Source organism: Orenia metallireducens (genome assembly GCF_001693735.1).
In the GTDB taxonomy this organism is placed as follows: domain Bacteria; phylum Bacillota; class Halanaerobiia; order Halobacteroidales; family Halobacteroidaceae; genus Orenia; species Orenia metallireducens.
On record NZ_LWDV01000010.1, the window covers coordinates 759,593 to 782,930 of the forward strand.

At 32.7% G+C, this 23,338-nt stretch carries 20 protein-coding genes; 2 read left to right on the forward strand and 18 right to left on the reverse strand.

Annotation, left to right across the window (positions count from 1 at the left end; translation table 11 throughout):
- Positions 1-28 precede the first annotated feature (28 nt).
- From U472_RS15600 to U472_RS15680, 17 genes are all read right to left on the reverse strand, one after another.
- The gene (locus U472_RS15600; protein WP_068719655.1) at positions 29-1,192 is read right to left on the reverse strand and encodes a D-alanyl-D-alanine carboxypeptidase family protein; all 1,164 of its coding nucleotides are present in this window, start codon (positions 1,190-1,192) and stop codon (positions 29-31) included.
- A gap of 1 nt (position 1,193) precedes the next feature.
- Positions 1,194-2,651 (reverse strand): bifunctional methyltransferase/pyrophosphohydrolase YabN, encoded by a 1,458-nt coding sequence (yabN, locus tag U472_RS15605; protein ID WP_068719656.1) that lies wholly within the window; start codon positions 2,649-2,651, stop codon positions 1,194-1,196.
- A gap of 1 nt (position 2,652) precedes the next feature.
- Positions 2,653-4,257: a putative polysaccharide biosynthesis protein gene (locus U472_RS15610; RefSeq protein ID WP_068719657.1), complete on the reverse strand. Its 1,605-nt coding sequence runs from the start codon at positions 4,255-4,257 to the stop codon at positions 2,653-2,655.
- 411 nt (positions 4,258-4,668) lie between these two features.
- Positions 4,669-5,223: a stage V sporulation protein T gene (gene spoVT / locus U472_RS15615; RefSeq protein ID WP_068719658.1), complete on the reverse strand. Its 555-nt coding sequence runs from the start codon at positions 5,221-5,223 to the stop codon at positions 4,669-4,671.
- A 160-nt stretch (positions 5,224-5,383) separates the two neighbouring features.
- Positions 5,384-8,872, reverse strand: coding sequence for a transcription-repair coupling factor (mfd, locus tag U472_RS15620; protein WP_068719659.1), 3,489 nt, complete (start codon positions 8,870-8,872; stop codon positions 5,384-5,386).
- Positions 8,873-8,982: 110 nt separating this feature from the next.
- On the reverse strand, positions 8,983-9,204 hold the full coding sequence (locus U472_RS15625; RefSeq protein ID WP_068719660.1) for an anti-sigma-F factor Fin: 222 nt from the start codon (positions 9,202-9,204) through the stop codon (positions 8,983-8,985).
- Positions 9,201-9,569: a hypothetical protein gene (locus U472_RS15630; protein ID WP_068719661.1), complete on the reverse strand. Its 369-nt coding sequence runs from the start codon at positions 9,567-9,569 to the stop codon at positions 9,201-9,203. Before U472_RS15630 ends, U472_RS15625 begins: the two co-directional genes overlap by 4 nt.
- Before the next feature lie 133 nt (positions 9,570-9,702).
- Positions 9,703-10,257, reverse strand: a complete 555-nt coding sequence (pth, locus tag U472_RS15635; protein WP_068719662.1) for an aminoacyl-tRNA hydrolase — start codon at positions 10,255-10,257, stop codon at positions 9,703-9,705.
- Positions 10,258-10,362: 105 nt separating this feature from the next.
- Positions 10,363-10,989 carry a 50S ribosomal protein L25 gene (locus U472_RS15640; protein WP_068719663.1) on the reverse strand — a complete coding sequence of 209 codons (627 nt, stop codon included), beginning with the start codon at positions 10,987-10,989 and terminating at the stop codon, positions 10,363-10,365.
- 72 nt (positions 10,990-11,061) lie between these two features.
- Positions 11,062-12,006, reverse strand: a complete 945-nt coding sequence (locus tag U472_RS15645) for a ribose-phosphate diphosphokinase (RefSeq protein WP_068719664.1) — start codon at positions 12,004-12,006, stop codon at positions 11,062-11,064.
- Positions 12,007-12,068: 62 nt separating this feature from the next.
- Positions 12,069-13,409: a bifunctional UDP-N-acetylglucosamine diphosphorylase/glucosamine-1-phosphate N-acetyltransferase GlmU gene (gene glmU, locus U472_RS15650; protein ID WP_068719665.1), complete on the reverse strand. Its 1,341-nt coding sequence runs from the start codon at positions 13,407-13,409 to the stop codon at positions 12,069-12,071.
- Complete coding sequence (locus U472_RS15655; RefSeq protein ID WP_068719666.1) at positions 13,409-14,263, reverse strand: hypothetical protein; 855 nt, start codon at positions 14,261-14,263, stop codon at positions 13,409-13,411. Before U472_RS15655 ends, glmU begins: the two co-directional genes overlap by 1 nt.
- A 502-nt stretch (positions 14,264-14,765) precedes the next feature.
- On the reverse strand, positions 14,766-15,170 hold the full coding sequence (locus U472_RS15660) for a MerR family transcriptional regulator (RefSeq protein WP_068719667.1): 405 nt from the start codon (positions 15,168-15,170) through the stop codon (positions 14,766-14,768).
- A gap of 30 nt (positions 15,171-15,200) precedes the next feature.
- Positions 15,201-16,025, reverse strand: coding sequence for a pur operon repressor (gene purR, locus U472_RS15665; RefSeq protein WP_083189952.1), 825 nt, complete (start codon positions 16,023-16,025; stop codon positions 15,201-15,203).
- Positions 16,026-16,123: 98 nt separating this feature from the next.
- Positions 16,124-16,882, reverse strand: a complete 759-nt coding sequence (locus U472_RS15670) for an NTP transferase domain-containing protein (protein WP_068719668.1) — start codon at positions 16,880-16,882, stop codon at positions 16,124-16,126.
- A 22-nt stretch (positions 16,883-16,904) separates the two neighbouring features.
- The gene (ispE, locus tag U472_RS15675; protein WP_068719669.1) at positions 16,905-17,783 is read right to left on the reverse strand and encodes a 4-(cytidine 5'-diphospho)-2-C-methyl-D-erythritol kinase; all 879 of its coding nucleotides are present in this window, start codon (positions 17,781-17,783) and stop codon (positions 16,905-16,907) included.
- A 44-nt stretch (positions 17,784-17,827) separates the two neighbouring features.
- A complete protein-coding gene (locus U472_RS15680) occupies positions 17,828-18,532 on the reverse strand; it encodes a hypothetical protein (protein WP_068719670.1) in 705 nt (234 codons plus the stop codon).
- Positions 18,533-19,385: 853 nt separating this feature from the next.
- Here U472_RS15680 and U472_RS15685 point away from each other — a divergent pair.
- Both U472_RS15685 and U472_RS15690 read left to right on the forward strand, forming a co-directional pair.
- Positions 19,386-19,898, forward strand: a complete 513-nt coding sequence (locus U472_RS15685) for a L,D-transpeptidase family protein (protein ID WP_068719671.1) — start codon at positions 19,386-19,388, stop codon at positions 19,896-19,898.
- A gap of 63 nt (positions 19,899-19,961) precedes the next feature.
- Complete coding sequence (locus U472_RS15690; protein ID WP_068719672.1) at positions 19,962-21,638, forward strand: ribonuclease J; 1,677 nt, start codon at positions 19,962-19,964, stop codon at positions 21,636-21,638.
- Positions 21,639-21,679: 41 nt separating this feature from the next.
- Here the strand turns inward: U472_RS15690 and U472_RS15695 are convergent, their stop codons facing one another.
- Entirely contained in the window at positions 21,680-23,314 is a 1,635-nt protein-coding gene (locus U472_RS15695; RefSeq protein ID WP_068719673.1) for a DUF3794 and LysM peptidoglycan-binding domain-containing protein, read from the reverse strand.
- Between the last annotated feature and the right edge of the window lie 24 nt (positions 23,315-23,338).

The window sequence follows — 23,338 nt, forward strand, 5'->3', positions numbered from 1 at the left end:
AAGATGTATCTTAAAACTAAAAGATTATTTACTTCTCAAAAAACCCCATTACAAAATCAACTATCCATCGCCAGATTAAAGTAAAGAATCCAGCCTTCTCAACCTCCTTAGCAACTACTAAGTCAACCTCACCTAAAACTCTATCATCCTTCTTAAAGATTAACTTTCCAACCTTATCACCCTTCTTAACTGGTGCTTCAAGCTCCTTAGTAATCTCAACTTCCTGTTCAACCAACTCTTTAGTTCCTCTTTCAATCATAGCTGAGAAACTTTGAGCAGTCTCAATAGGAACTTCTAATTCCTTTCCTTTCTTGACCTCTACTGTGGATACTTCAATACCAGAATTAATTAAAATAGCCTTGGTAAAGGCTCTAAATCCATAGTTTAATAATTTAGCAGTTTCATCCACTCTACCACTAGGACTATCAGTCCCCATTACCACTGCAATCAATCTCAAATCACCACGACTAGCTGTACCTGCCAAACAATAACCTGCCTCTTCAGTCCATCCCGTCTTCAATCCATCGGCATCAGGAAAATGACCAAGCAACTCATTAGTTGTATAAATAGGGTAGCTTCCATTTCTGATATAAGCCAAACGCTGACTAGTCCATTTAAAGATCTGTTTATGTTTTACCAATTCTCTTCCCATAACTGCTATATCATAAGCACTACTGTGATGATTACCATGCTCTTCAGGTAATCCAGTTGTATTAACAAACAGTGTATTGTTCATTCCCAATTGTTTAGCTTTCTGATTCATCATTCTAACGAAGTTATGCTCAGTTCCACCAATATATTCAGCCACTGCTACACTAGCGTCATTTGCTGAAGGAATCAAAATAGATTTTAATAAATCTTCTAAAGGCATCTTCTCTCCTGCTTCTAACCAAACCTGTGAACCACCCATAGATTCTGCTAAAGCACTAATTGTAACCTTATCCTCTAGAGCTACATCACCACGATCAATAGCCTCCATGGCCAATAATGCTGTCATGATTTTAGTAATACTAGCTGGTGGTAATTCCAAATGCTCATTCTTAGCAAATAATACTTGTCCACTTTCAGCATCCATCAAAATAGCAGACTTAGCATTAACATCGAAATTCCCTGCTTGCCCATAAGCGGTTACTGGTATAAATATAGATAATAAAAATAGCATGATACTAATAGTTCTTCGCATCTCCAACATCTTATTTCCTCCCTCTAATCTCTTTAGCTTCCTCCCATAATTTGTCTAATTCCTCTAAAGAGAAATCCGTTAATTCTTTATTTTGCTCATCTACTCTCTCTTCTATATAATTGAATCTATATTTAAATTTATTAATTGTCTGTCGTAAACTAGACTCAGCATCTATATCTAAAAATTTGGCTATATTAACTAGAGAGAATAATAAATCTCCAAACTCTTCTTTAATTTCTTTGGTATTATTTTTCTTTATCTCTGCTTTAAGCTCAGCCATCTCTTCTTCTAGCTTATCTAAAGCCCCATTAATTTCTGACCATTCAAAACCGACTTTGGCTACTTTAGATTGAATTTTTTGAGCTTGCATTAAAGCAGGTAACTGAATTGGAACAGTATCCAAAATAGAATCTATCTGTTCTTGACCTGTTTCAGCCTTCTCTTGACGTTTAATCTCTTCCCAATTATCTACTACCTCAGAAGCACCCTCAACTTGAACTTTACCAAAGATATGAGGATGACGCCTTATCATCTTTTCATTTATCTCTTCAATTACATCATAAATAGTAAAGGTTCCTTCTTCTTTAGCTATTTGAGCATGAAAGACTATCTGTAACAGTAAATCTCCAAACTCATTAGCCATTCCCCACAGGTCATCTTCTTCAATCCTTTCTAGGACTTCATAGGCTTCTTCAATTAAGTGCTTCTTTAAAGAATGATGATCTTGCTCTAAATCCCAAGGGCAACCCTCAGGGCTTCTTAAGATCTCCATAATCTTTAATAACCTATTAAACTCTCTATTATTATCTTGATGTACTGGTAAGTAGATAGAAGTTAGATGATCAATCCAATCTAAACGATCTAATTGGTAGAGAGGCACCTCTTCTATCTTCTCCTCTGCAAGACCTGCCCCTCTGATAACTGTCACTATAAAATCATCAGGGTAAATTTCCATCAGAGTCAATTTCACTTCAGAAGCTATCATTTGATTATAAACCTGACTGATAATAGTGGCAATAGATGGTTCTAAATCTCTAACTGTAAAATTCAATCCATCTATTATCTTAATACCGGTAATTGGGTCAATTCCTAAAGTGGTGAAGATTGCATCTATAAAACTTGGTCCTGCAATAATTTGATAATCACTATCCTCTAAATAACTGGTAATCTTTTGAACTGTATCTTCAGCTACTAGTGGATGCCCTGGTACCCCATAGACAATATTCTCTCCACTATTTACTAAATTTATTATCTTCTTAGCTATAGCCTTATAAACTTCATCAAAATTCTCACATCTTTCATATAAATAGTCAAAACTTTCAAAAACTATACCTTCTTCCTCTAAATCTGCTACTGCTGGATGCTCTTTAGTACGCAAATAAACCTTATCAGCTTTCTTTAATACTTGATAGGCCTCTAAAGTCAATAGCTTTAATCCACCAGCTCCCAAACCAAGTATCTGCAACATTTTATCCCCTCACTAACCCTAATTTATCTAGAAATTCTGCTAATCTAACTCCAATTTTGGGTACTAACTTTAAATCCTCTTTCCTTATAGCAGAAGTCAATAGTAATGCTATACCATAAGTTAACATCCCTATAATAACTGTTGCTAAAATAGTAATAGCTTCAAATTGTACAGCAGAAGATAATATATTATAAGTTAAGAAGATAGCTAAGAACATCAACCCACTACTTAACAATGGTTTAATTAATAATATATTATAATCAAAATCTGGCTTTACTATCTTAAAGACAGCTATCATGTTCAAGATTGCTGTAACACTGAATCCAGCTACTGTACCTAATGCTGCACCTCTAATTCCTAAAGTAGGTATAGCTGTTAATGTATAATTTAGAATAATATTGACTAGAGCACCAAAAAAGAGATTTTTAGCAGGTAATCTAGGCTTACCAAACCCTTGTAACATACTAGAACTGACCTGTTGTAGACTGACTGCAACTACCCCTAAAGCTACATAACGTAAAGAGATTGCTGCTTGTGTATTTGCAAAAATAACTCTACATAATGGTTCAGCTAAAGTGATTAAACCAATAGAAGCAGGAATAGATACATACAAACTTAATTTAAAGGCTTTAGCAATTCTATTTTTAGCCAGCTTGTCCGAACCAAGGGCATAGGCTTCTGAAATGGCAGGTACCAAATTTACTGCCAAAGAAGCAGCAATAACCGTAGGAAATCTCACCAGTGTCATAGCCATTCCATTAAATTGCCCATATAAGCTCGTTGCTTCCTCCAAGCTAAAACCAGCTACCTCCAACCTAGGTGTAATCATGGTTGCATCGATTAATCTCATTAGAGGCAAGATCAATGCACCAACAGTTACAGGTATCGCAAGAGAAGCTATTTTATTTAGGACTTCTTTGGCTGGGGGATTATCAGGCGAGTCATCAAACTTGTCTTGATGTTTCTTCTGAAATCTATAATAAATAATTAAAATAATAATAAGACCTGCTATAGCTCCAAAAAATGCCCCTGAAGCTGCTCCAGCTGCACCATACTCCACCCCATAAGGGAGGAGGAAGTAAGCCAATAAAATCATTGTTGTCATCCTAAGTATCTGCTCTACAACCTGTGAAATTGCTGTTGGTTTCATCTGTTGCCATCCCTGAAAATATCCCCGATACGTTGCCATAATTGAGACTACAAATATAGCTGGTGCTATCGCTAAAATAGAGTAATAAACTCTAATATCAGCTAACAGATATTTAGCAAGGAGTTTAGCAAAGATTGCAACTAATATACTTGCCAAAAAACCAAAAACAAGACTAAATCTTAAAGCCACTTTAAATATATAATAAGCTAAATCATGCCTTTCTTCAGCTCTTTTTTCAGATATTAACTTAGAAATAGCAATAGGAATAGCTACTGTAGAAATCGTCAAAATCATAGTGTAGATAGGATAGGCCTTTTCATAAAGACCAAAACCTTGATCACCAATAACTCTTCCTAAAAAAGCTCTATAAATAAATCCTAAAAATTTACTAATAAATCCAGCTGTAGCTAAAATAGCTGTTCCTTTTAATAAAGAATCTTTTTTTGTTTTACTCAACTATATCTTCCTTCCCAAATACTATTCCTTCCAAATACTAATGATAACAGATTTTCACCAATTATGCTACCCTTTTACCTAGGCTTTTATTATAGAGTAAAAAATCAATTTTACCAATTCTAATAAGTAGATAACAATACTAAATAAAGATAAAGCGACACTTTCTACTTCAGTGTGTAGGTGATGATTGATAGTTAATTTCTAAAATATCTACCTCATCCCTTAATCCCTCTACGGGTCTATCCCCCACTTCGTGCAAAATTGGCTTCTCCTAAGGTAGGAGAGGTGGCTAGGGGGTGAAGTCTGAAAAATATCGCAATATAATAAAATTATAACGTCCTATAAACATTCTTGCCAATACAGGAATTGTTAATTGAAATAAAAAAGGTGAGCTATATGCCCACCAGAAAACTAACTTTTCATTTGCTTTGCTAAAAAACCAGCTGCTGTACTAGCTAACTTAACTTCTAAGTCAGCCATCTCAGCTCCATCTTTTTTAGAGGCTAATACAACAGCACCAATTGCATCGCCATCCATCATAATTGGTACTATAACTTGTGCCGTAAATGTGCTCTCTTCTTCTCCATAAATTCCCTCACAGAAGATATCTTCTGTTTTTTCATTGATAATCTTAATTTCCCCACTATTCATTACATCCTCTGTAATTGAGCTAACAGGTTTATCAATAAACTTATTCTTTTTACCACCAGCTACTGCAACGATAGCATCTCTATCTAAAACACATGCCATATGTCCTGTTACCTCTGATAAAGAATCTACATATTCTTGAGCAAATTCTCCTAACTCACCAATTGGAGAATACTTCTTTAAAATCACTTCACCATCACGATCTACAAATATTTCTAAAGGCTCTCCCTCTCTAATTCTCATCGTTCTTCTAATCTCTTTGGGAATTACAACTCTACCTAAATCATCTATACGACGTACTATTCCAGTTGCCTTCATTTTTAATTATTTAGTATCCTAAAAGCAGGAATACTAAGTAATTGTCACCTCCTAATAGTTTTATTTCCTTATCACTCACTATTAGTATATAATTACTTTGAAAATTTTATTCTTATTATACCAACTAATGTAAAAAATCACTTGAATAATTCTGGAAATTTTATTGAGGTGATAAAAAATTTAATATATCTAATATTAAATTAACTTTATCTTGATCAGTTAAATTCTTATTAGATATCTTAATTTGAGTTTCATTACTTGCCACAAATTTAAGTCCATCAAACTCTTGAATTATAGATATTAGCTTCTCCCCTGATAGAAAATGGTTTTTAGTAAATTGTAGCTCCAAAAATTGACCTTTTTCTTTGATTTGTGCTAAGTAGATTTCTCTTCCCTTTACCTTAATTTTAGCCAATTCTAATAAAATTATTACTTCTTCTTTTAAATCACCAAACCTATCTTTCAATTCTTCCTTTAATCGATTGTACTCTTCCATATCTGAAATAGCATCTATCTTCTTATATACTTCAATCTTCTGTCTGGAATCACTGATATATTCATCAGGTATATAAGCATCTACCTTTAGCTCTAATGATATCTCTACCTCTTCTTCTATTCCTTCATTCTTTAAGTTCTTCACAGCTTCTTCTAATAATTTACAATATAAAGAGAATCCAATAGCTTCAATATGACCATGTTGTTCAGGACCTAATATATTTCCTGCTCCTCTAATCTCTAAATCCCTCATAGCAATCTTAAATCCTGATCCTAAATTAGTAAACTCTTTAATAGCCTTCAATCTCTTTTCAGCTATCTCAGAAAGTATCTTTTCTGGCTTATATAATAAATAAGCATAGGCAATTCTATTGGTTCTTCCAACTCTACCTCGCAGTTGATAAAGTTGTGATAAACCTAATTTATCTGCTTCATTAATAATAATTGTATTTACATTTGATATATCCATACCTGTTTCAATAATAGTTGTACAGACCAATACATCAAAGTTTCCTTCTAAAAAGTCTAACATTAGCTCTTCTAATTTCAACTCACTCATCTGACCATGTGCAATTGCTACTCTAGCATCAGGAACTAAGCGCTGTACTTGAGCTGCAATCTGTCTAATATCTTTGACCCGATTATGTACAAAGTAAACTTGTCCTCCACGATTTATCTCTCTTTGAATAGCATCTTGAATCAAATCCTCATCATATTTTCCTACAAAGGTACGAATAGGATATCTATTCTCTGGTGGAGTCTCTATCAAACTTATATCTCTAACTCCAACTAAAGACATATGTAATGTTCGTGGAATCGGTGTTGCAGTCAAAGTTAGTACATCAACACTCTCTTTTAACCTCTTTAACCTCTCTTTCTGTTTTACTCCAAAACGTTGTTCTTCATCAACTATTACTAATCCTAAATCCTTAAATTTAATATCACTAGATAATAATCTATGAGTTCCTATTACAAGATCTACACTTCCATCAGCTAAACCCTCGATAGTACTCTTCTGCTCTGCAGCTGTCCTAAAGCGACTTAACATCTCTACATTAATAGGATAATCTGCAAAACGGTCAACTAAGTTATTCCAATGTTGTTGAGCTAAAATAGTCGTTGGAACTAAGAATACAGCCTGTTTCCCATCCATAATAGCCTTAAAGATTGCTCTAATTGCGACCTCTGTCTTTCCATAGCCTACATCACCACATAACAATCTATCCATAGGCTGCTCAGATTCCATATCATCTTTGACAGCTTCAATCGCCTTTATCTGATCCGGGGTCTCTTGATATGGAAACTCCTCTTCAAACTCCTGTTGCCAAATAGTATCCTCTCCAAAAGAGTATCCTCTTTGAAGTTCTCTTTTAGCATATAATTCTAGTAACTCTTCAGCCATCTCTTCAACAGACTGTTTAACTCGAGCTTTTGCCTTATTCCAACTATCCCCATCTAATTTATGTAATTTTGGCTCTTTATCCTGTAAACCTACATACTTTTGAATCAAATCTACTTGTTCTGTAGGTATATATAATTTATCATCCTTGGCGTATAATAAGACAAGATAATCTTTATTCTTTCCTTGTACCGTCAAAGTTTTTATTCCTAAATACTTACCTATCCCATGATTCTCATGAACAACATAATCACCTTGCTTTAAATCAGTAAACGAAGATAATTTGACCCCCTGATCAAAGGCCTTGACCCTCTTCCTTTTCCGTTTATTCTTCTTAAAAATCTCATTTTCAGTATAAAAGATAAATTTAATATCAGGTAAGATAAATCCATTAGATAGATTATTTACAGTTAAAACTATATTCCCTAATTTTAATTCATCTGTAATGTTAGATATAACTTTTGCAGGTAAATCTACTTCTTGTAACCTTTCTTTTAACTTTTTAGCTTTACTCTTACTTGATAAACCAATTACAATTTTATAATTATCATTAAAATAACCTTTAAGCTTATCTACAAACAGTTGAATTTTACCCTGATATGCTTCTAACCTTCTACTATTAAACTCTATAGTAAATTTAGTATCGACAAAATCTATATCTTTAGTGATAGGGGACAGATATAGTTTATAATTATCTTTCCTATAAATTAACTGGCCAAAATCTATAAATAAATTCTTATAACTCTCTAATACTCTTCCTTGTTTTAGCAAATTAGAATAGCTCTGACTAATATTTGACAGAAATTCAATAGCCGCTTCTTTCAATTTGATCGGATTATCAAAGATTATAATATCATTAAAATAATCTAGCAGGGTAGTAGGTTGATAAAAATAATTTAAATATTGCCTAACTTCTGGAAAGTAAATACCTTCCTTCATCTGCTCTAAGTTATTATTTGTAATTTCTTTAATTCTTTGTCTAGCCTCTTTAGGCATACTCTTAGATTCTTTCTCTAAATCCTTCTCCATTTGATTTAAAGCTATATCTATCTTATCTCTAGGTATAATAAACTCAGTAGCTGGTCCTAATTCTACCTCACTTAATTCACCTTTAGAGATTTGTGTCCCTAGATCAAAATTACGAATCGATTCAATCTCATCACCAAATAACTCTATTCTAATTGGGTTATCAACAGTATAAGGATAAAAATCTACTATTCCACCTCTGACACTAAACTGCCCCTTAGACTCTATAATATCAACTCTCTCATAACCCATCTCTACCAAAGAGGATGATAACTGGTGTATATCTAATTCTTGATTTAAGGATAGATTAATTAAGCACTCTTTATACACTTTATAGGGGACAATAACCTCTAATAAAGCCTGAATGGGTGCTACAATCAACTTATCTTCATTATTAACTAAACTATTAAGAACCCTTAGCCTTTCAGCCTTAACACTCTGTTCAATCTCTAAGGATTCATGGGGCAAAATCTCCAATCTAGGAAATAGTAAAACTGCATCTTCTGAAACTAATCTAGTCAAATCTTCATAGATATCATCGGCTTTTTGCATAGTAGAAGCAACAATTAATAGACCTCTATTTAATCTGTTTTTAAGATTAGCAAGAAAGAAATTCTGACTACTATCATCTAATCCTATTATTTTTACTTCTTCTTTTGAATGATAATAGGTCAATAAATCCTCAAATTGTATATGACCATTCATCAAGTTTAATAAACTCTGTCCCATCCAAATCTACCCCTTTAAAACAAAATTAATATAATTAATATAGTATTAAAATATTATGAAATAAGATAAAAGGGTCTTAGGTTTACCTAAGACCCTTACCTTCAAAGTCTTTAATGTATTTGATCATTATGAATAACACTTGACCAGTCATAATCTTCTGCACAGTCATCACAGGTCAAATTAATATATACAGTATCATTTTCCATTTTTATTATATCTTCTTTCTCTTGGTCAGTCAAGATGTTTAAACCTAGACTTTCTTGACTAAAATCTCCCAATTCAAGGTGTTCAATTATTTTTTGACATTTATCACAACGATAAATAACATTCATATTGTGAACCTCCCTATTAAATAATTCCAAGCCATATGGATAAGTGACGCTGTTAAGATAGCCAATACTATGTTACTGAGATTCCAAATAGTCAAGGTTATGTAAGCAAATAAGAGATGGCTAAGCACAGCTAATAGAGCAGCAACCTTATTATTCAAATAATCAAAAATTCCTTCGATAATACCAAAGATAAGATGAACTAATATTAAATTACCTCCAAATATATAGAAGAGAGTTGTCTTCAAAATTTCTTCTATTATGGGAATAATATAAATTATAGCTTGATTACCAATTATAGATACTAAGTAACGGTTGATAATAAAAGCTAAGAAAGAAGCTAGTAGTCCTGTAAATACAAAATTCATAATTGACTCCTAAATTAATTATAGTTAAACAGGGGTAATGAAATTATATAAAATTCCTCTAATTATTATAGCCCAATCAATTTTAAATATACAAAAACCTGAGAATATTCTCAGGTTTAAAGATATAATATATTTAATTATATTTATTCATCGCTTTATTCAAATCCGTTTCTAGATAAAGATTAATAGCTGAAGCCGATTCCTTTATTGCTTCTTTTATAGTATCCTCTTCTTCTTTACTAAACTTTCCTAAGACATAATCAACAACTGTTCCATAGAGAGGACGACCTATCCCTACACGCAATCTATTAAATTCTTTTGTACCTAAATGATTAATAATAGAGCGAATACCATTATGCCCACCATGTCCACCTTTAGGCTTTAACCTAATTTGACCTACTTCCAAATCTAAATCATCATAAATTATAAGAATATCTTCTGCTTGGATATTATAATAATCTGCTAAGGTTCTTACTGCCTCACCACTATTATTCATAAAGGTTTGGGGCTTAGCCAAAATAACCTTCTCTCCACCAATTCTGGTTTTAGCAACTAAAGCCTTCTTCTCTTTACTACTTACCTCCTCTTTACACTCCTTAGCCAAATAATCAATGACCATAAAACCTACATTATGGCGAGTCGCTTCATATTTAAACCCTGGATTTCCTAAACCAACTACCAACTTCATTATAACCCCTCCAAAATAAACCTCTTAATTCTCTATATATTTTATTTATCCCTCATAATTAAAAGAAGGCGTAATCATAATGATTACGCCTCAAACCAAATAATATTACTCTGCTTCTTCGTCCTCTGCTTCTTCACCGATTACTTCTGGTTCAGTGATTTCTTCTTCTTCAGCATCCTCAGCTGAAGCTGTTTCAGGAGCAACTACTGTAGCAACTGTTTCACTAGCATCAGTTAAGATAGTGATATCTCCAGTATCTACCTCTCCAATATTTAAAGATTGTCCTACTTTTAATTCTGTAACATCTACTTCAATTTTATCTGGAATATTTGTAGGTAAACATTCAACTTCAACTTCTCTAAGTATTTGTTCTAAGATTCCACCTTCTCTTGTACCAGCAGCAGTTCCAACTAATTCAACTGGAACCTCAACTGTAACCTTCTCATTCATATTGATTCTATATAGATCAATGTGTAATAAGTCTTTTTTTACAGGTTCTAATTGAGCATCTTTAACCATTACAGTCTCTTTCTCACCATTGCTTAAAGTTAAATCAATAATAGCATTTCCACCAGTAACTCTACTAGCTTCTTTAGCATCTAATTTTAAGTTAACAGGTTCTTGATCCAATCCATAAAGAACGCCAGGAACAAAACCTTCTCTTCTTAATTTACGAGCAACACCTTTTCCTTTTTGTTCTCTAATATCAGCCTTAAGTTGTAAACGATCCATGACTAATCTCTCCTTTTTTAAATTTTCTCATAAACTCTATTATAACACTTTTAATTTAAAGTATCAAAAAAACTAGAATAAAACACTAACAGATAAATCTTTGTATATTCTTTCTATTCCCTCAGATAATAATGGAGCTACTGATAAGACAGTTAATTTATCTATTAATCTATCTTCTGCTAAAGGAATAGTATTAGTTACAACCAATTCAGTTATTGGAGCCTCCTCTAGCCTTTCTATAGCTGGTCCAGAGAATAATGGGTGAGTACAGGTAGCAAATATCTCTTTAGCACCATGCTCCTTTAATGCTCTAGCTGCATTGCAAATAGTACCTGCAGTATCGATCATATCATCTACTAAGATAACATTCTTCCCATCAACATCACCAATTATGTTCATAACCTCAGATACATTAGCCTTAGGCCTTCTCTTATCTATAATTGCAATAGAGGTATTTAACTTATCAGCAAAGTCACGTGCTCTTTTAACCCCTCCAATATCTGGAGCTACAACAATTACATCTTCTAAATTCTTTTCATTAAAGTATTCTGCCAATCTTGGAGCACCCAATAAATTATCTACAGGAATATCGAAGAATCCTTGAATCTGACGGGCATGTAAATCGATTGCAACTACACGATCTGCACCAGATTCAGCTATTAAATTGGCAACCAATTTAGCAGTGATTGGATCTCTAGGCTTTGCCTTTCTATCCTGACGTGCATAACCATAATATGGGATTACTGCAGTGATTTCTTTAGCAGATGCTCTTTTTAAGGCATCAATAATAACTAATACTTCCATTAGATTATCATTAACTGGTGGACAAGTTGGTTGAATAACAAAGACATGGTCACCTCTAACACTATCCTCAATTTCAACACCAATCTCTCCATCACTAAATCTCTTGACTTCTGCATTGACTAGCTTTGTCCCTAAATATTTACAAATCTCTTCTGCTAATTGTGGATTAGCATTACCAGTAATAATTTTTAGCTCTTGATTGCTTGATGGCATCAATATAGACCTCCTGTTAATAGTATACATCTTTATGTTTTATATTAAGTTATAATAAAGAACTAATCCATTGACTTAGCTGGAACACCTATAACTATATCCCCTTCTTTTACATCCTTAGTAACTACTGATCCAGCACCTGTAGTTGCATTATCTCCTATTCTTAATGGAGCAATTAATGTAGAATCACTTCCAATAAAGGCATTATCACCAATAATTGTTCTATGCTTATCCTTTCCATCATAATTAGCAGTAATAGTACCTGCTCCAATATTGGTATTCTCCCCAACAGTAGTATCACCAATATAACTTAAATGGGGAACTTTACTACCATTACCTATTTCAGAGTTCTTAATCTCTACAAAGTCACCAACTTTAGCTTCCTTACCTACTTTAGTACCTGGACGTAAATAAGAATAAGGACCAATTACAGTTGCAGCTCCTATCTCACTTTCAACAATAATTGAAGACTCTATCTCTACCCTTTTTCCGACAAAAGAATCTTTTATTCTACATTGTGAACCAATAACTACTTCGTCATCTACCTTAGTTTTTCCTTCTATAAAAGTAAAAGGATAAATAATAGTATCCTGACCTATTTCAACTTCACTATCTATATATGTATTATTAGGATCAATAATTGTAACCCCATTTGTCATATGCTCTTCACAAATTCTTAATCTCAATGTCTTTTCTGCTTTAGCCAAGTGGCTACGAGTATTAACTCCTATAGTCTCTTCATAATTATCAGCAACTACTGCCGTAACTAATTTCCCTTCTTCAGCTAAAATTCCGGCAACATCTGTCAAATAATATTCCCCTTGGGCATTATCTGTATCTAATTTAGCCAACGATTTCAATAATAATTCACTATCAAAACAACAAATTCCAGTATTAATCTCATTAATCTCTGCTTCTTCTTTAGTTGTATCCTTATCTTCAACAATTTTAGTAACATGACCTTCTAAGTTACGAACAATTCTACCATAGCCTGTTGGATCATCTAATTTTGTCGTTAAAATAGTTACTGCTGCCTCTTGATTTTCATGCTTTTCAATTAAATTATTTAAAGTTCTTTCAGTCAATAAAGGAGTATCACCATATAAAACCAAAACAGTACCATTAAAGTCCTTTAGCTGCTCTTTTGCCTGCATCACTGCATGACCTGTACCTAATTGTTTTTCTTGTTTTATAAACTTAAGTTCACCCTTGGTATTCTCTTTTACCAATTCTCCTTTATAACCAACTATAACTATATTATGTATAGGTTCTAATCTCTTAGCTGTATCAACAACATGCTGTACCATACTTTTACCAGCCACCTGATGTAGGACTTTTGGTAATTTAGACTTCATTCTAGTCCCTTTGCCTGCAGCCAAAGTAATTGTCATTAGTCTACCCATTAATCTTCCTCCTTTAGATAAATAGAGTCAAAGTCTATTAAATTCCAAACCTCAGATTTAATAATCTGATTAACCTTTATTTTATTGGCAATCTTTGGTAACTTGCCAGTCATAAAATATTCTCTGGCATAAATAGGATAAATAGCATCCTTTAAGCCATACTTAATAAAGAGGTCTAAATCCTGATAGGCATTAAATAATCCAATTGTATCACCATCAAATAAACTTTCAATAATTTTATCTAAACTTGCTCCTGAGATAATATTGGATATGTTGCTTTTTTTAACCATCTTCATTGTATCATCATAATTATGCAAAGGTTTAATCTTACTACCATAGGCCTTCTCTAATACAGTAATATCACAATTGAAATTATGACCTACAAAAATATCTGGTTTAACTTCATAAATTATATCTTTTAAAATTTTAATCCCTTCCACAATATCTACTGCTGGTGCTAAATCATCATTAGTAAATATAATTCCAAGCCTCCAGCCCTCACTATCTTTGATAGCATATTGAATAGAATCTAATTCACTCCACAAATATTCAGTATCAATGCACATAATCACTTCAGCCTTTGGCCTTCTACTCAAATTGATATTAAACTTTGGATTGGTCAATTTTTCATAAGTTTCATCTAACTCTTTTAGTTGTGATAAAATTTTAGAATTCTTATTCTCAATATTAATTGTTCTTGCTATCCTGGTTAGAGAAGCACTTTTAAAATCATATTCTGTAGGGAATGTATCTAGCATCTTCTTTAATCTCTTTCCCCTACCTAAAATTACAGCTAATTTATGTTCATAGAGTCTATCTTGATAGAGTTCATCAGTGTCTAGATAAATCTTCATAATAACTCCTTCCCTAGCCAAAGGATATAAATAAAGATTAGTTTAAAGTCATTGATAAATTGATTCATACTACACTAACTATAAAAATTCAAATCTTCAATCCAAAATAATATACCTTAAACAAAACCTACAATAATATTAAATAAATTTTATTCCATATCAGAAATATATTTTCTAAACCTTAAAGTAATATTTTTACTAAAATAATTATTAATAATATCCAACCTTTATTTAGTTCTAAAAGGTAAGTAAATTATACTTAGCAGATAAAATAAAAAATGGAGTAACTACTCCATTATTACTAGAAAATCTAAAAAATATATTTATTAGTACTTACTAGTTAATCACAGGTATTATAACAAAGGGAGAGTTTACTGTCAAGATTATTATATGTATTTAAATTTAATTTATTCTATCACAAAGTAAGGAGTCCATAGTTGAGGTTATATTCATTTATAAAAATTTAATGACAATATGAATCCTCTTGCTAAAGCAAGAGGATCTAATCTTTATCATTATCTTTTTTATCTAGAATCTCTAATAATTGAGCTCTATCAGAAACTGGATACAAAGAAGTCAAGCCACGTTTTCCACGATTGAATTTAGTCAAAGGTCTTCCATCATATAGGGACTCACTTATTTTAGTTTTTTTCTTCTTCTTAACTTCATTGACAGTTCCTAACTTCTCTTTAATCCCTGCTATATTTAATCCCTTTTCTAACATCTCTTTAATCTCTTTTAACTTTTCAATATCACTTTGGGAGTAAATCCTTTGATTCCCCTTAGTTCTAGCAGGCTTTATCAACTCAGATTCTTCATAATAACGAATTTGCCTTCCTGTTAAACCTGTCTTTTCTTGAACAATACCAATAGAATATACTGGCTTTTCAGAGTCTAATTCTGCCATAAGAATTCCTCCTTTACTATACTAATAAATTTATTTCAAATTAGTAACCCAACTACTAGGTCTAACGATTATCTCTTCTTTAAAATCATCAATATTCTCCAATACAACTAAAGATGTATAATCTTCAACTAACTTATCTGTTGGTTGAGCAGTCTCTACTAATACTCCTATGTCTAAGACTTCAGCCTTAAATTCAGCCATCAAATCTAACATTCCTTTAGCTGTACCCCCAGCTTTCATAAAATCATCAATAATAATCACCTTAGAACCCTCTGGTAGAGCTCTACGGGATAGAGACATCTGTTGTATCTTTCTTGATGAACCTGTTACATAATTAATACTTACTACTGAACCTTCTGTAACCCGACTACTCCTTCTAATACTAACAAGGGGTAAGTTTAAAGCTCTAGCAGCCATTAAAGCGATTGGAATTCCTTTAGTTTCCATCGTTATTATGTACTCAGCCCCTAAATCAGAAAATTTAGTAGCAAATATCTCCCCAACCTTATCCATTAAAGCAGGATTAAAGATCAAGTCTGTCATATATAAATAGCCACCTGGTAGAATCCTTGTTGAATCAGATAAACATTCACATAATTCATCAATCACATTTTGAATATCCTTAACCCCTCTATCTGGGATAAATCTAACTCCCCCTGCTGCGCCTGATACTGTTTCAATCTTCCCCATCTTCTCTACAGAAAACACCTTTTTAATAATAGATAAGTCTTCACTGATAGTAGATTTAGCAGCATTAAAGCGTTCAGTAAAATAATTTAAGGAAATCAATTTATAAGGCTGATCAGTTAGTATCTTAGTTACAGCAACAATCCTTTCACTCCGCCGCATCTTCATCTTAAAAACACGCCACTCCTTCCGAACATTCAGGCCTAAATTTTTATAAAACTTTACTTCTTCTCATATTATCATTAATTATACTCTTTGTAAATAGGTCAATTACTTTTTATATCCGAACCTTTGTAAATTTTTTCTATTAGATTATAATCTTCAGGTGTATCAATATCAAAGCCTATCTCTGGATAATCAGAGATAATAGCCTTTCCTATATACCCTGTTAACTTATATACTTCCTTTTCAATCAAGTCTATAGATAAATTTCCAGTCAATAACTTGATTATAAATTTAAATCCTAATAGATAAGCTAATTTCCAAGGCTTCTTTCTCCATTTCAATATCTTATCTAACAATTCCTCTAATCTTAAAACAACATCACCATTCACTAAAAAGATATTTCCTCCTGTAAAGGTGCCTTCATTTAAGGAGAAATAAGTTCTATTACTCTTTGGAAAGGAGACTTCTACAAATTCTTTAGGAATGATTGGATAATAAAAAGCGGCCTTCCCACCTTCACATTTGGCTAAAAAATCTTGTATAGCCTCAACGGTAATTAAGGGAATATCAGAAGTGAAGACTAAACTATAGGGACTTTCTGCTGTTTGTAATCCTAACTTAAGGTTCTCTAATAAAGAGTCTTGACAAGGAATGAATTTATCGATATTCTTCTTATTTAATCCATTGGGACCTACTACTATAATATTATCTATTAAAGGGACTTCCCTTAGTTTATCTAATAAATATTCTGTTATAGTTTTACCCTTAAGCTTAATTAAAGCCTCATAATCCTGATCACTAATTTCAGATAATCGTCCATTATTTTTAGCTCCTGCTAGAACTATAGCATCTAAGCCCATTAATATCCTCCCTTGATATTTATTAAATTTCTGTTATTCCATGGTTAACAGTCTTAGCAACCACTATCTTGTGTTCTCTAGTCAACTCTTTTTCCAACTTATTTTTAATCTCTTCTGCCTCTTTTATTCCTGATACAAACCCCAATATAGTTGGTCCACTTCCAGACATTAGAGCTTTGTCAGCTAGCTCTGTTACTTTATCCTTTAAGTTAGCAACTTCAGGATAAAATTTTAGGGTAACATTCTCTAAAAGATTATCTAGATTATTGATGATAACCTCTCTATCTTGCTCTTGTAATGCTTTTATAACTTTATCTGTGGATGGATGCTTAGCAACCTGCTCTAAATTTAGATTACCATAGACTTTAGCTGTCGATACTGAAAGGGGAGGATTGATAAGAACAAGATAAAGTTGTGGACATTTAGGTAGCTCCTTTAAGTCTGTTCCTATTCCCGTTGCTAATTGAGTCCCTCCCTCGATACAAAAAGGGATATCAGCACCTAATTTACCTCCTATTTTAGCTAACTGCTCTGATGTTAATCCTAAATTCCATAATCTATTAATAGCTACCAATGTAGCAGCTGCATTACTACTTCCCCCAGCTAATCCCGCTGCTACAGGGATTCTTTTATCTAGGTTAACTCTAAGCCCACCTGTCAACTCAAACTCCTCAAACAACATCTCAGCCACCTTATAGATCAAATTTGATTTATCTATTGGAACTTCAGGATGGTTGCTTATGATTTCAATTCCTGTATCTATTTTAGTAAATGATATTCTATCATGTAAATTTATAGTCTGCATAATCATCTCTACCTCATGATACCCATCTTCTCTCTTTCCTAGTACATCCAATGTTAAATTCACTTTTGCATGTGCAACTAAATCTATCTTATCCATGACTATATCCACCTCACTATTTAAGCTCTTATATAGTTAGTTAGTCATTTGATAATAAACTCCTTCTTATTATTACTCTTATAATAGATTCCTTGTAAATTCTCTTCAGTCATTTGACTATAGTTACAGAAAAATGATCGAATAATATACAGAGGAACCCCATAAACAAAGGCAAAGGCTACTATAAATAAATAATTTTTAATAGAAAATAACTCTACTTTTTTCGATAAATTAAATAAACGATAAATTGCTAAAATCGGAAGTTCATCTTCTCCATCAAATATAACTAGATTATCACCTTTTATATAGACAGCAGGTCTACCAGCCTTAAGCTGCTTCTTTATTAATATGTTCTCTCCAGATGAACTACAATATATAACTTTATTTATGCCATTGTTATTAGCTAAATTTATATTATCTCTATCATCAGTATCTAAAATAAGATAGCTATCCTTTAATCCTCTCTTGAAAAGAAGCTGTTTTAAGTACGATAAACCACTATTTCTTAGCTGAGAAAGGGTAATTATTTTACTTGATTGGTAACTTAATCCCTTATGTTTTAACCTTTCCGATTCTATTGTAAAGATATTAATTTTCATAGTAGGATTACTATTATTAATGTTATTTAAAGAGTTTTGCTTCTTCTTTTGATAAGTAATCTTCTTATGCTGCTTTACTAAAATATTAACTTTTATCTTAGCTAATATCTCTGTAATGAGTTTAATTATAGTACTATCATCTCTATCCATCTAATTCTACCTCCATTATATCTCTATATCCTTATCATATCCAATTTTTGGTTATGAATACCCTCCCTTTTATTCTAATTGCTATTATAAGAATTTTAACTAGTGAAATTGCAAGATAAAAAATATCGGTTAATGGGATAGGATAGTTTTCACACCTCATCCCCGCCCCTTCTCCTATTCTTAGGAGAAGGGAGAAAAACAATATAGAAATAAATTCCCCTCTCATTAGATAAGGAAAGGATCAAGGTGAGGTCTGAGGTTTTGGAAAATATCACAATATCTATCTAAAGACAGATTTAAATCACATTCTAAAATTACAAACCTATATAGATTTGTGAATCTAAAATGAATTTTATCCAATATAGTATCTAGAACATATAACTTTTGTCTATAACTTAATATAATTATAAAACTTTTATAGAAATATTAATACTGGAAAATTTCAGTCTAAAGTCACGAACCTATATAGACAAACAACTCTAAAATGAAATTTAACAAGAGGGCTTAAAACAATTTTCATACCTCACTCTAACTCCTCTGGGTTTAACAACCCTTCGTACAAAAGCAGTCTCTCCTATCTTAGGAAATTCTTTTTATTACGAAGTGGTCGATAGACCCGAAGGGAGAGGACTAAAATATTCTTTTCTTCCCCTCTCCTGATGTGAAGAGAGACTGGTTCTGTACGAAGAGGAATTGAATTATATTCCTCATAGGGGGATAGGGGTGAGGTGATATTTATATATTTCACTTTAGAACATCTATAAGACCAGTAACTTATATAATTATTTTTAACCCATTACCTTCTATTTTAATATAATAATATAAGAAAATAAATTGGTAAGGAGGTCTAGTTATGGCTAAAATATTAATTATATTAAATGAAAGAACTCTATATCTTTATCAGAACAATCAAGTGGTCAGATCCTTCCCAGTAGCTATTGGTAAACCAAGTACGCCTACCCCTACAGGGAACTTTTCAATTATTAATAAGCTTAAGAACCCTTATAATAAAGCCTTAGGTACCCGATGGATGCAATTTACTCACCAGATGCATGGCATTCATGGCAACAACCAACCTTCATCAATCGGTAAAGCTATATCAAATGGATGTGTTAGAATGTATAATAAAGATGCAGAGTTTCTTTATGACAGAGTAAGTATTGGAACCCCTGTTGAAATCAAACAGAATCGTACAGGTTTAGGTAATGGCAGTAATCAATCTTATTATATAGTTAAAGCAGGTGATACCCTTTATCAGATTGCTAAAAAATTCAACACTACTGTTGAAAAAATTATAAAAATTAATCCTAATATTAAAAATAAAAACAGTATCTATCCCGGACAACGGATTAAAATCCCAGATTGACACTGTACTTCTAATGGATTAAAGAGTATAATTATGTATATAATAATATTTGAGGTGATATATATGAAAAGAAATGCGGAAATCTCCATTATACCTCTAGGTGGTAGAGGAGAAATTGGGAATAATATGATATTAATTGAATACAATGATGAAATCTTAATCTTAGATTGTGGAATTATGTTCCCTACAGAAGATATGCTCGGCATCGACTTGGTTATGCCTGATATATCCTATCTAATTGAAAATAAAGATAGAATTAAAGCAATGTTAATTAGCCATGGTCATGAAGACCATATCGGTGCAATTCCTTATTTCTTAAGAGAAATTAGCAATATACCTATCTATGGAACTAGGTTAACCCTTGGAATGATAAAGAAGAAATTAGAAGAACATCATTTAATGGGCTCTACTGAGCTGCGGCAAATATCTGCAGGTCAAGAGATATCTTTAGATCCTTTCAAAATCAAATTTGTCAAGGTAAATCATAGTATACCAGATGCTGTTGCTATGGGCATTAAAACTCCTTCTGGAACTATTTTATATACAGGTGACTTCAAATTTGACCAAACTCCAATAAATGAGCAACCTACTGATTTTAATGGATTAACTCAATTGGGAGAAGAAGGGGTTTTAGCCTTATTATCTGACAGTACAAATGCAGAACAAAAGGGTTACTCCGTATCTGAAAGAGTAGTTAATGATACTATTAATAGCATCTTTGAAAAGGCTGATGGCAGAATTATTGTAGCTACCTTCTCTTCTCATTTAGATAGATTACAGCAGATTATCAATGCAGCCTATGAAACTGATAGAAAGATTGCTATTTCAGGAAGAAGTATGATTGCTAATACTAAAATAGCCAAAGATTTAGGTTATCTTAACTTTCCTGATGATATGCTCTTAGAAATAAGAAAGATTAATAATCTACCTGATCATAAAATAGTTTATCTAATGACAGGTAGCCAAGGGGAGACCATGGCTTCTTTAACTAGAATTGCTAGAGGTGACCATAGACAAATCAATCTACATAAAGGAGATACAGTTCTCCTATCTGCAACACCTATCCCTGGAAATGAAAGATCTGTAGGAGAGACTATCAATCAACTATTTGAAAAAGGTGCTAAGGTGATTTATGGAAGGGAATTAGATGTTCATGTTTCTGGTCACGCATATCAAGAAGAATTGAAAATGATGCTAAACATGACTAAACCTAAATATTTTATTCCTGTCCATGGTGAATACCGCCACCTTTATCACCATTCATTGTTAGCCAAAGATGTTGGTATTCCAGAAGACAATATCTTTATAGCCAAAAATGGATCACGACTAAAGGTTAGTGAAAAGAATGCCTACTTTGCATCTCCTGTATCAACAGGTAAGATATTAATTGATGGTTCTGGAATTGGAGATGTAGGAAATATTGTCCTAAGGGATAGAAGAATATTATCAGAGCACGGGATTATAATCGTAGTTATTACCATTGAATCTGGTACAGGAAAAGTACTAGCAGGTCCTGATATTATCTCTCGAGGATTTGTTTATATGAAAGAATCTCAAGAGTTAATTGAAGAAGCCAAAAATAGATTGAATATAGTATTAAAAGAATGCCAAGAAAAAAATATTACCGATTGGTCTAAATTAAAAACAAAACTAAAAGATCCTTTAAGAGACTTTATTTATAATGAAACTAGAAGAAATCCAATGATTATGCCAATTATTATGGAAGTACCAAATAAATAAAAAGACTGTAGGAATATATATTCCTACAGTCTTTTTATTTATTATCCTCTAGGTCTTCTAGGTTCATCACGATCATCAATTATACATCTTGGTATAATTAACTTCTGTCCTACTTCTAAATAATCTGGATTATCTAGGTTATTTGCATCAACAATAGCATCTACTGTTGTTCTATAACGTCTAGCTATCTTATATAAGGTATCTCCAGCTTGAACCACATAGATTATCTTAGATGGTCGCTCACACTCGTCTCTGTCTACTACAGGAGATACAACAACTATATCTGTAACAATAGTTAACTGTCTGAAGTTAGTTACTTTAGCAAACTTTCTTAAGGTAACTACCAATTCAACGGTTCTATTATTTAACCTGTTACCTTTAACCTTCTTAATTTCAATGTTACTGTGGCAAGACATGCCAGCCTCTGCCTCAGGAATATTGATAAAGTTTTCAATATTAAATGGACGCTGGAAATAATGAACTGGTTGTGTTCCTGGAGTTTCATCAGCTGTTGTATCTGCAACATAAAGGACACTACCTTCTCCCTCACTTGTAACTACTACTCCACCATCTTCTACAATACATGTTGTATTCGATAGCTGCGCATTTGTCTCCAAAATACGTTCAATATTAGGTTTTACATCTGGTACAATTAGGTCTTCAGTAACAGTTTCAGTTACTGTATCTTCTCCAATTACCTCTTCTACTCTTAATAACTCTTCCTCTAACTCAACTCTATCACTATCAATCCCTGTTACTACCATCACCTGTTTAGGTTCAGTAACTTTAACAAATACTTCTAGTATAGCTCTTACCTCTACTTGCCTATTACCATTTGTGATTGTATAGTCCCATCTCTTTACATTAATATCGGTAAATGAAGTCATGTCTTCGTCTGCATCTGGAACATCAATAACTTCTGAAAATGTAAGTCCCCCTTCAAAGAAGTGAACTGGTTGTGTTCCTGGAGTTTCATCAGCTGTTGTATCTGCAACATACATAACACCTACTTCAAACTCTCCATCTACAATAACTGCACCATCAGTTATTTCAACATTCTTATCCTCTAACGCTCCTCCCTCCACCTTTAGAACTCTTTCAATTGGTGGCTTAACAGTAGGAACATCAATAATCCCTTCTACTACTACCTGATAAGTATTCTCTCCAACTACATTCTCAATTCTTAACAATTCTTTCTCTACTAATTCCTCTCTAATACCTGTTACATCAGTAATAATGTTCATTTGTCGATAATCAAATACCTTAGCAAATTTCTTAAGAACAACAGTTACTTCTACTGTTCTCTCATCAACAAAATCATAGCTAGACCTTAAGATATCAACATCAACATAGGCACTCATATAGTCCTCTGCTTCAGGGATATCAACGAAATTGGTAAAAGTCATCTCTCCATGGAAATAATGTACTGGCTGATCACCTTCAGCAGTATCAGCTACATACATAACACCTACTTCAATCACACCATCAATTGTTACTCCACCTTCTTCAACAGTTACCTCAGTGGATTCAATCTTTGTGCTTACCTCTAAAATTCTCTCTATATCTGGTTTTTCTGCAACAGGTATTGGAACCTCTTTAGTAATGGATTCTCTAACTGTATCTTCTCCAATGACATATTCAACTCTTACTTGTTCTTCTTTAAAATTTATTGCCATTTTATTCCTCCTTCCTTTCTATTA

What these genes read in the sequence shown, in the direction of transcription:
- U472_RS15625 (WP_068719660.1), bottom strand. Translation starts at nt 9,204, where the DNA reads ATGAATGTTATTTATCGTTGTGATAAATGTCAAAAAATAATTGAACAC.
- spoVT (WP_068719658.1), bottom strand. Translation starts at nt 5,223, where the DNA reads ATGAAGGCAACTGGAATAGTACGTCGTATAGATGATTTAGGTAGAGTT.
- U472_RS15640 (WP_068719663.1), bottom strand. Translation starts at nt 10,989, where the DNA reads ATGGATCGTTTACAACTTAAGGCTGATATTAGAGAACAAAAAGGAAAA.
- mfd (WP_068719659.1), bottom strand. Translation starts at nt 8,872, where the DNA reads ATGGGACAGAGTTTATTAAACTTGATGAATGGTCATATACAATTTGAG.
- U472_RS15695 (WP_068719673.1), bottom strand. Translation starts at nt 23,314, where the DNA reads ATGGCAATAAATTTTAAAGAAGAACAAGTAAGAGTTGAATATGTCATT.
- U472_RS15660 (WP_068719667.1), bottom strand. Translation starts at nt 15,170, where the DNA reads ATGGCAGAATTAGACTCTGAAAAGCCAGTATATTCTATTGGTATTGTT.
- U472_RS15645 (WP_068719664.1), bottom strand. Translation starts at nt 12,006, where the DNA reads ATGCCATCAAGCAATCAAGAGCTAAAAATTATTACTGGTAATGCTAAT.
- ispE (WP_068719669.1), bottom strand. Translation starts at nt 17,783, where the DNA reads ATGGATAAGATAGATTTAGTTGCACATGCAAAAGTGAATTTAACATTG.
- U472_RS15680 (WP_068719670.1), bottom strand. Translation starts at nt 18,532, where the DNA reads ATGGATAGAGATGATAGTACTATAATTAAACTCATTACAGAGATATTA.
- U472_RS15600 (WP_068719655.1), bottom strand. Translation starts at nt 1,192, where the DNA reads ATGTTGGAGATGCGAAGAACTATTAGTATCATGCTATTTTTATTATCT.
- U472_RS15655 (WP_068719666.1), bottom strand. Translation starts at nt 14,263, where the DNA reads ATGAAGATTTATCTAGACACTGATGAACTCTATCAAGATAGACTCTAT.
- U472_RS15670 (WP_068719668.1), bottom strand. Translation starts at nt 16,882, where the DNA reads ATGGGCTTAGATGCTATAGTTCTAGCAGGAGCTAAAAATAATGGACGA.
- U472_RS15690 (WP_068719672.1), top strand. Translation starts at nt 19,962, where the DNA reads ATGAAAAGAAATGCGGAAATCTCCATTATACCTCTAGGTGGTAGAGGA.
- yabN (WP_068719656.1), bottom strand. Translation starts at nt 2,651, where the DNA reads ATGTTGCAGATACTTGGTTTGGGAGCTGGTGGATTAAAGCTATTGACT.
- pth (WP_068719662.1), bottom strand. Translation starts at nt 10,257, where the DNA reads ATGAAGTTGGTAGTTGGTTTAGGAAATCCAGGGTTTAAATATGAAGCG.
- U472_RS15630 (WP_068719661.1), bottom strand. Translation starts at nt 9,569, where the DNA reads ATGAATTTTGTATTTACAGGACTACTAGCTTCTTTCTTAGCTTTTATT.
- purR (WP_083189952.1), bottom strand. Translation starts at nt 16,025, where the DNA reads ATGAAGATGCGGCGGAGTGAAAGGATTGTTGCTGTAACTAAGATACTA.
- U472_RS15685 (WP_068719671.1), top strand. Translation starts at nt 19,386, where the DNA reads ATGGCTAAAATATTAATTATATTAAATGAAAGAACTCTATATCTTTAT.
- glmU (WP_068719665.1), bottom strand. Translation starts at nt 13,409, where the DNA reads ATGGGTAGACTAATGACAATTACTTTGGCTGCAGGCAAAGGGACTAGA.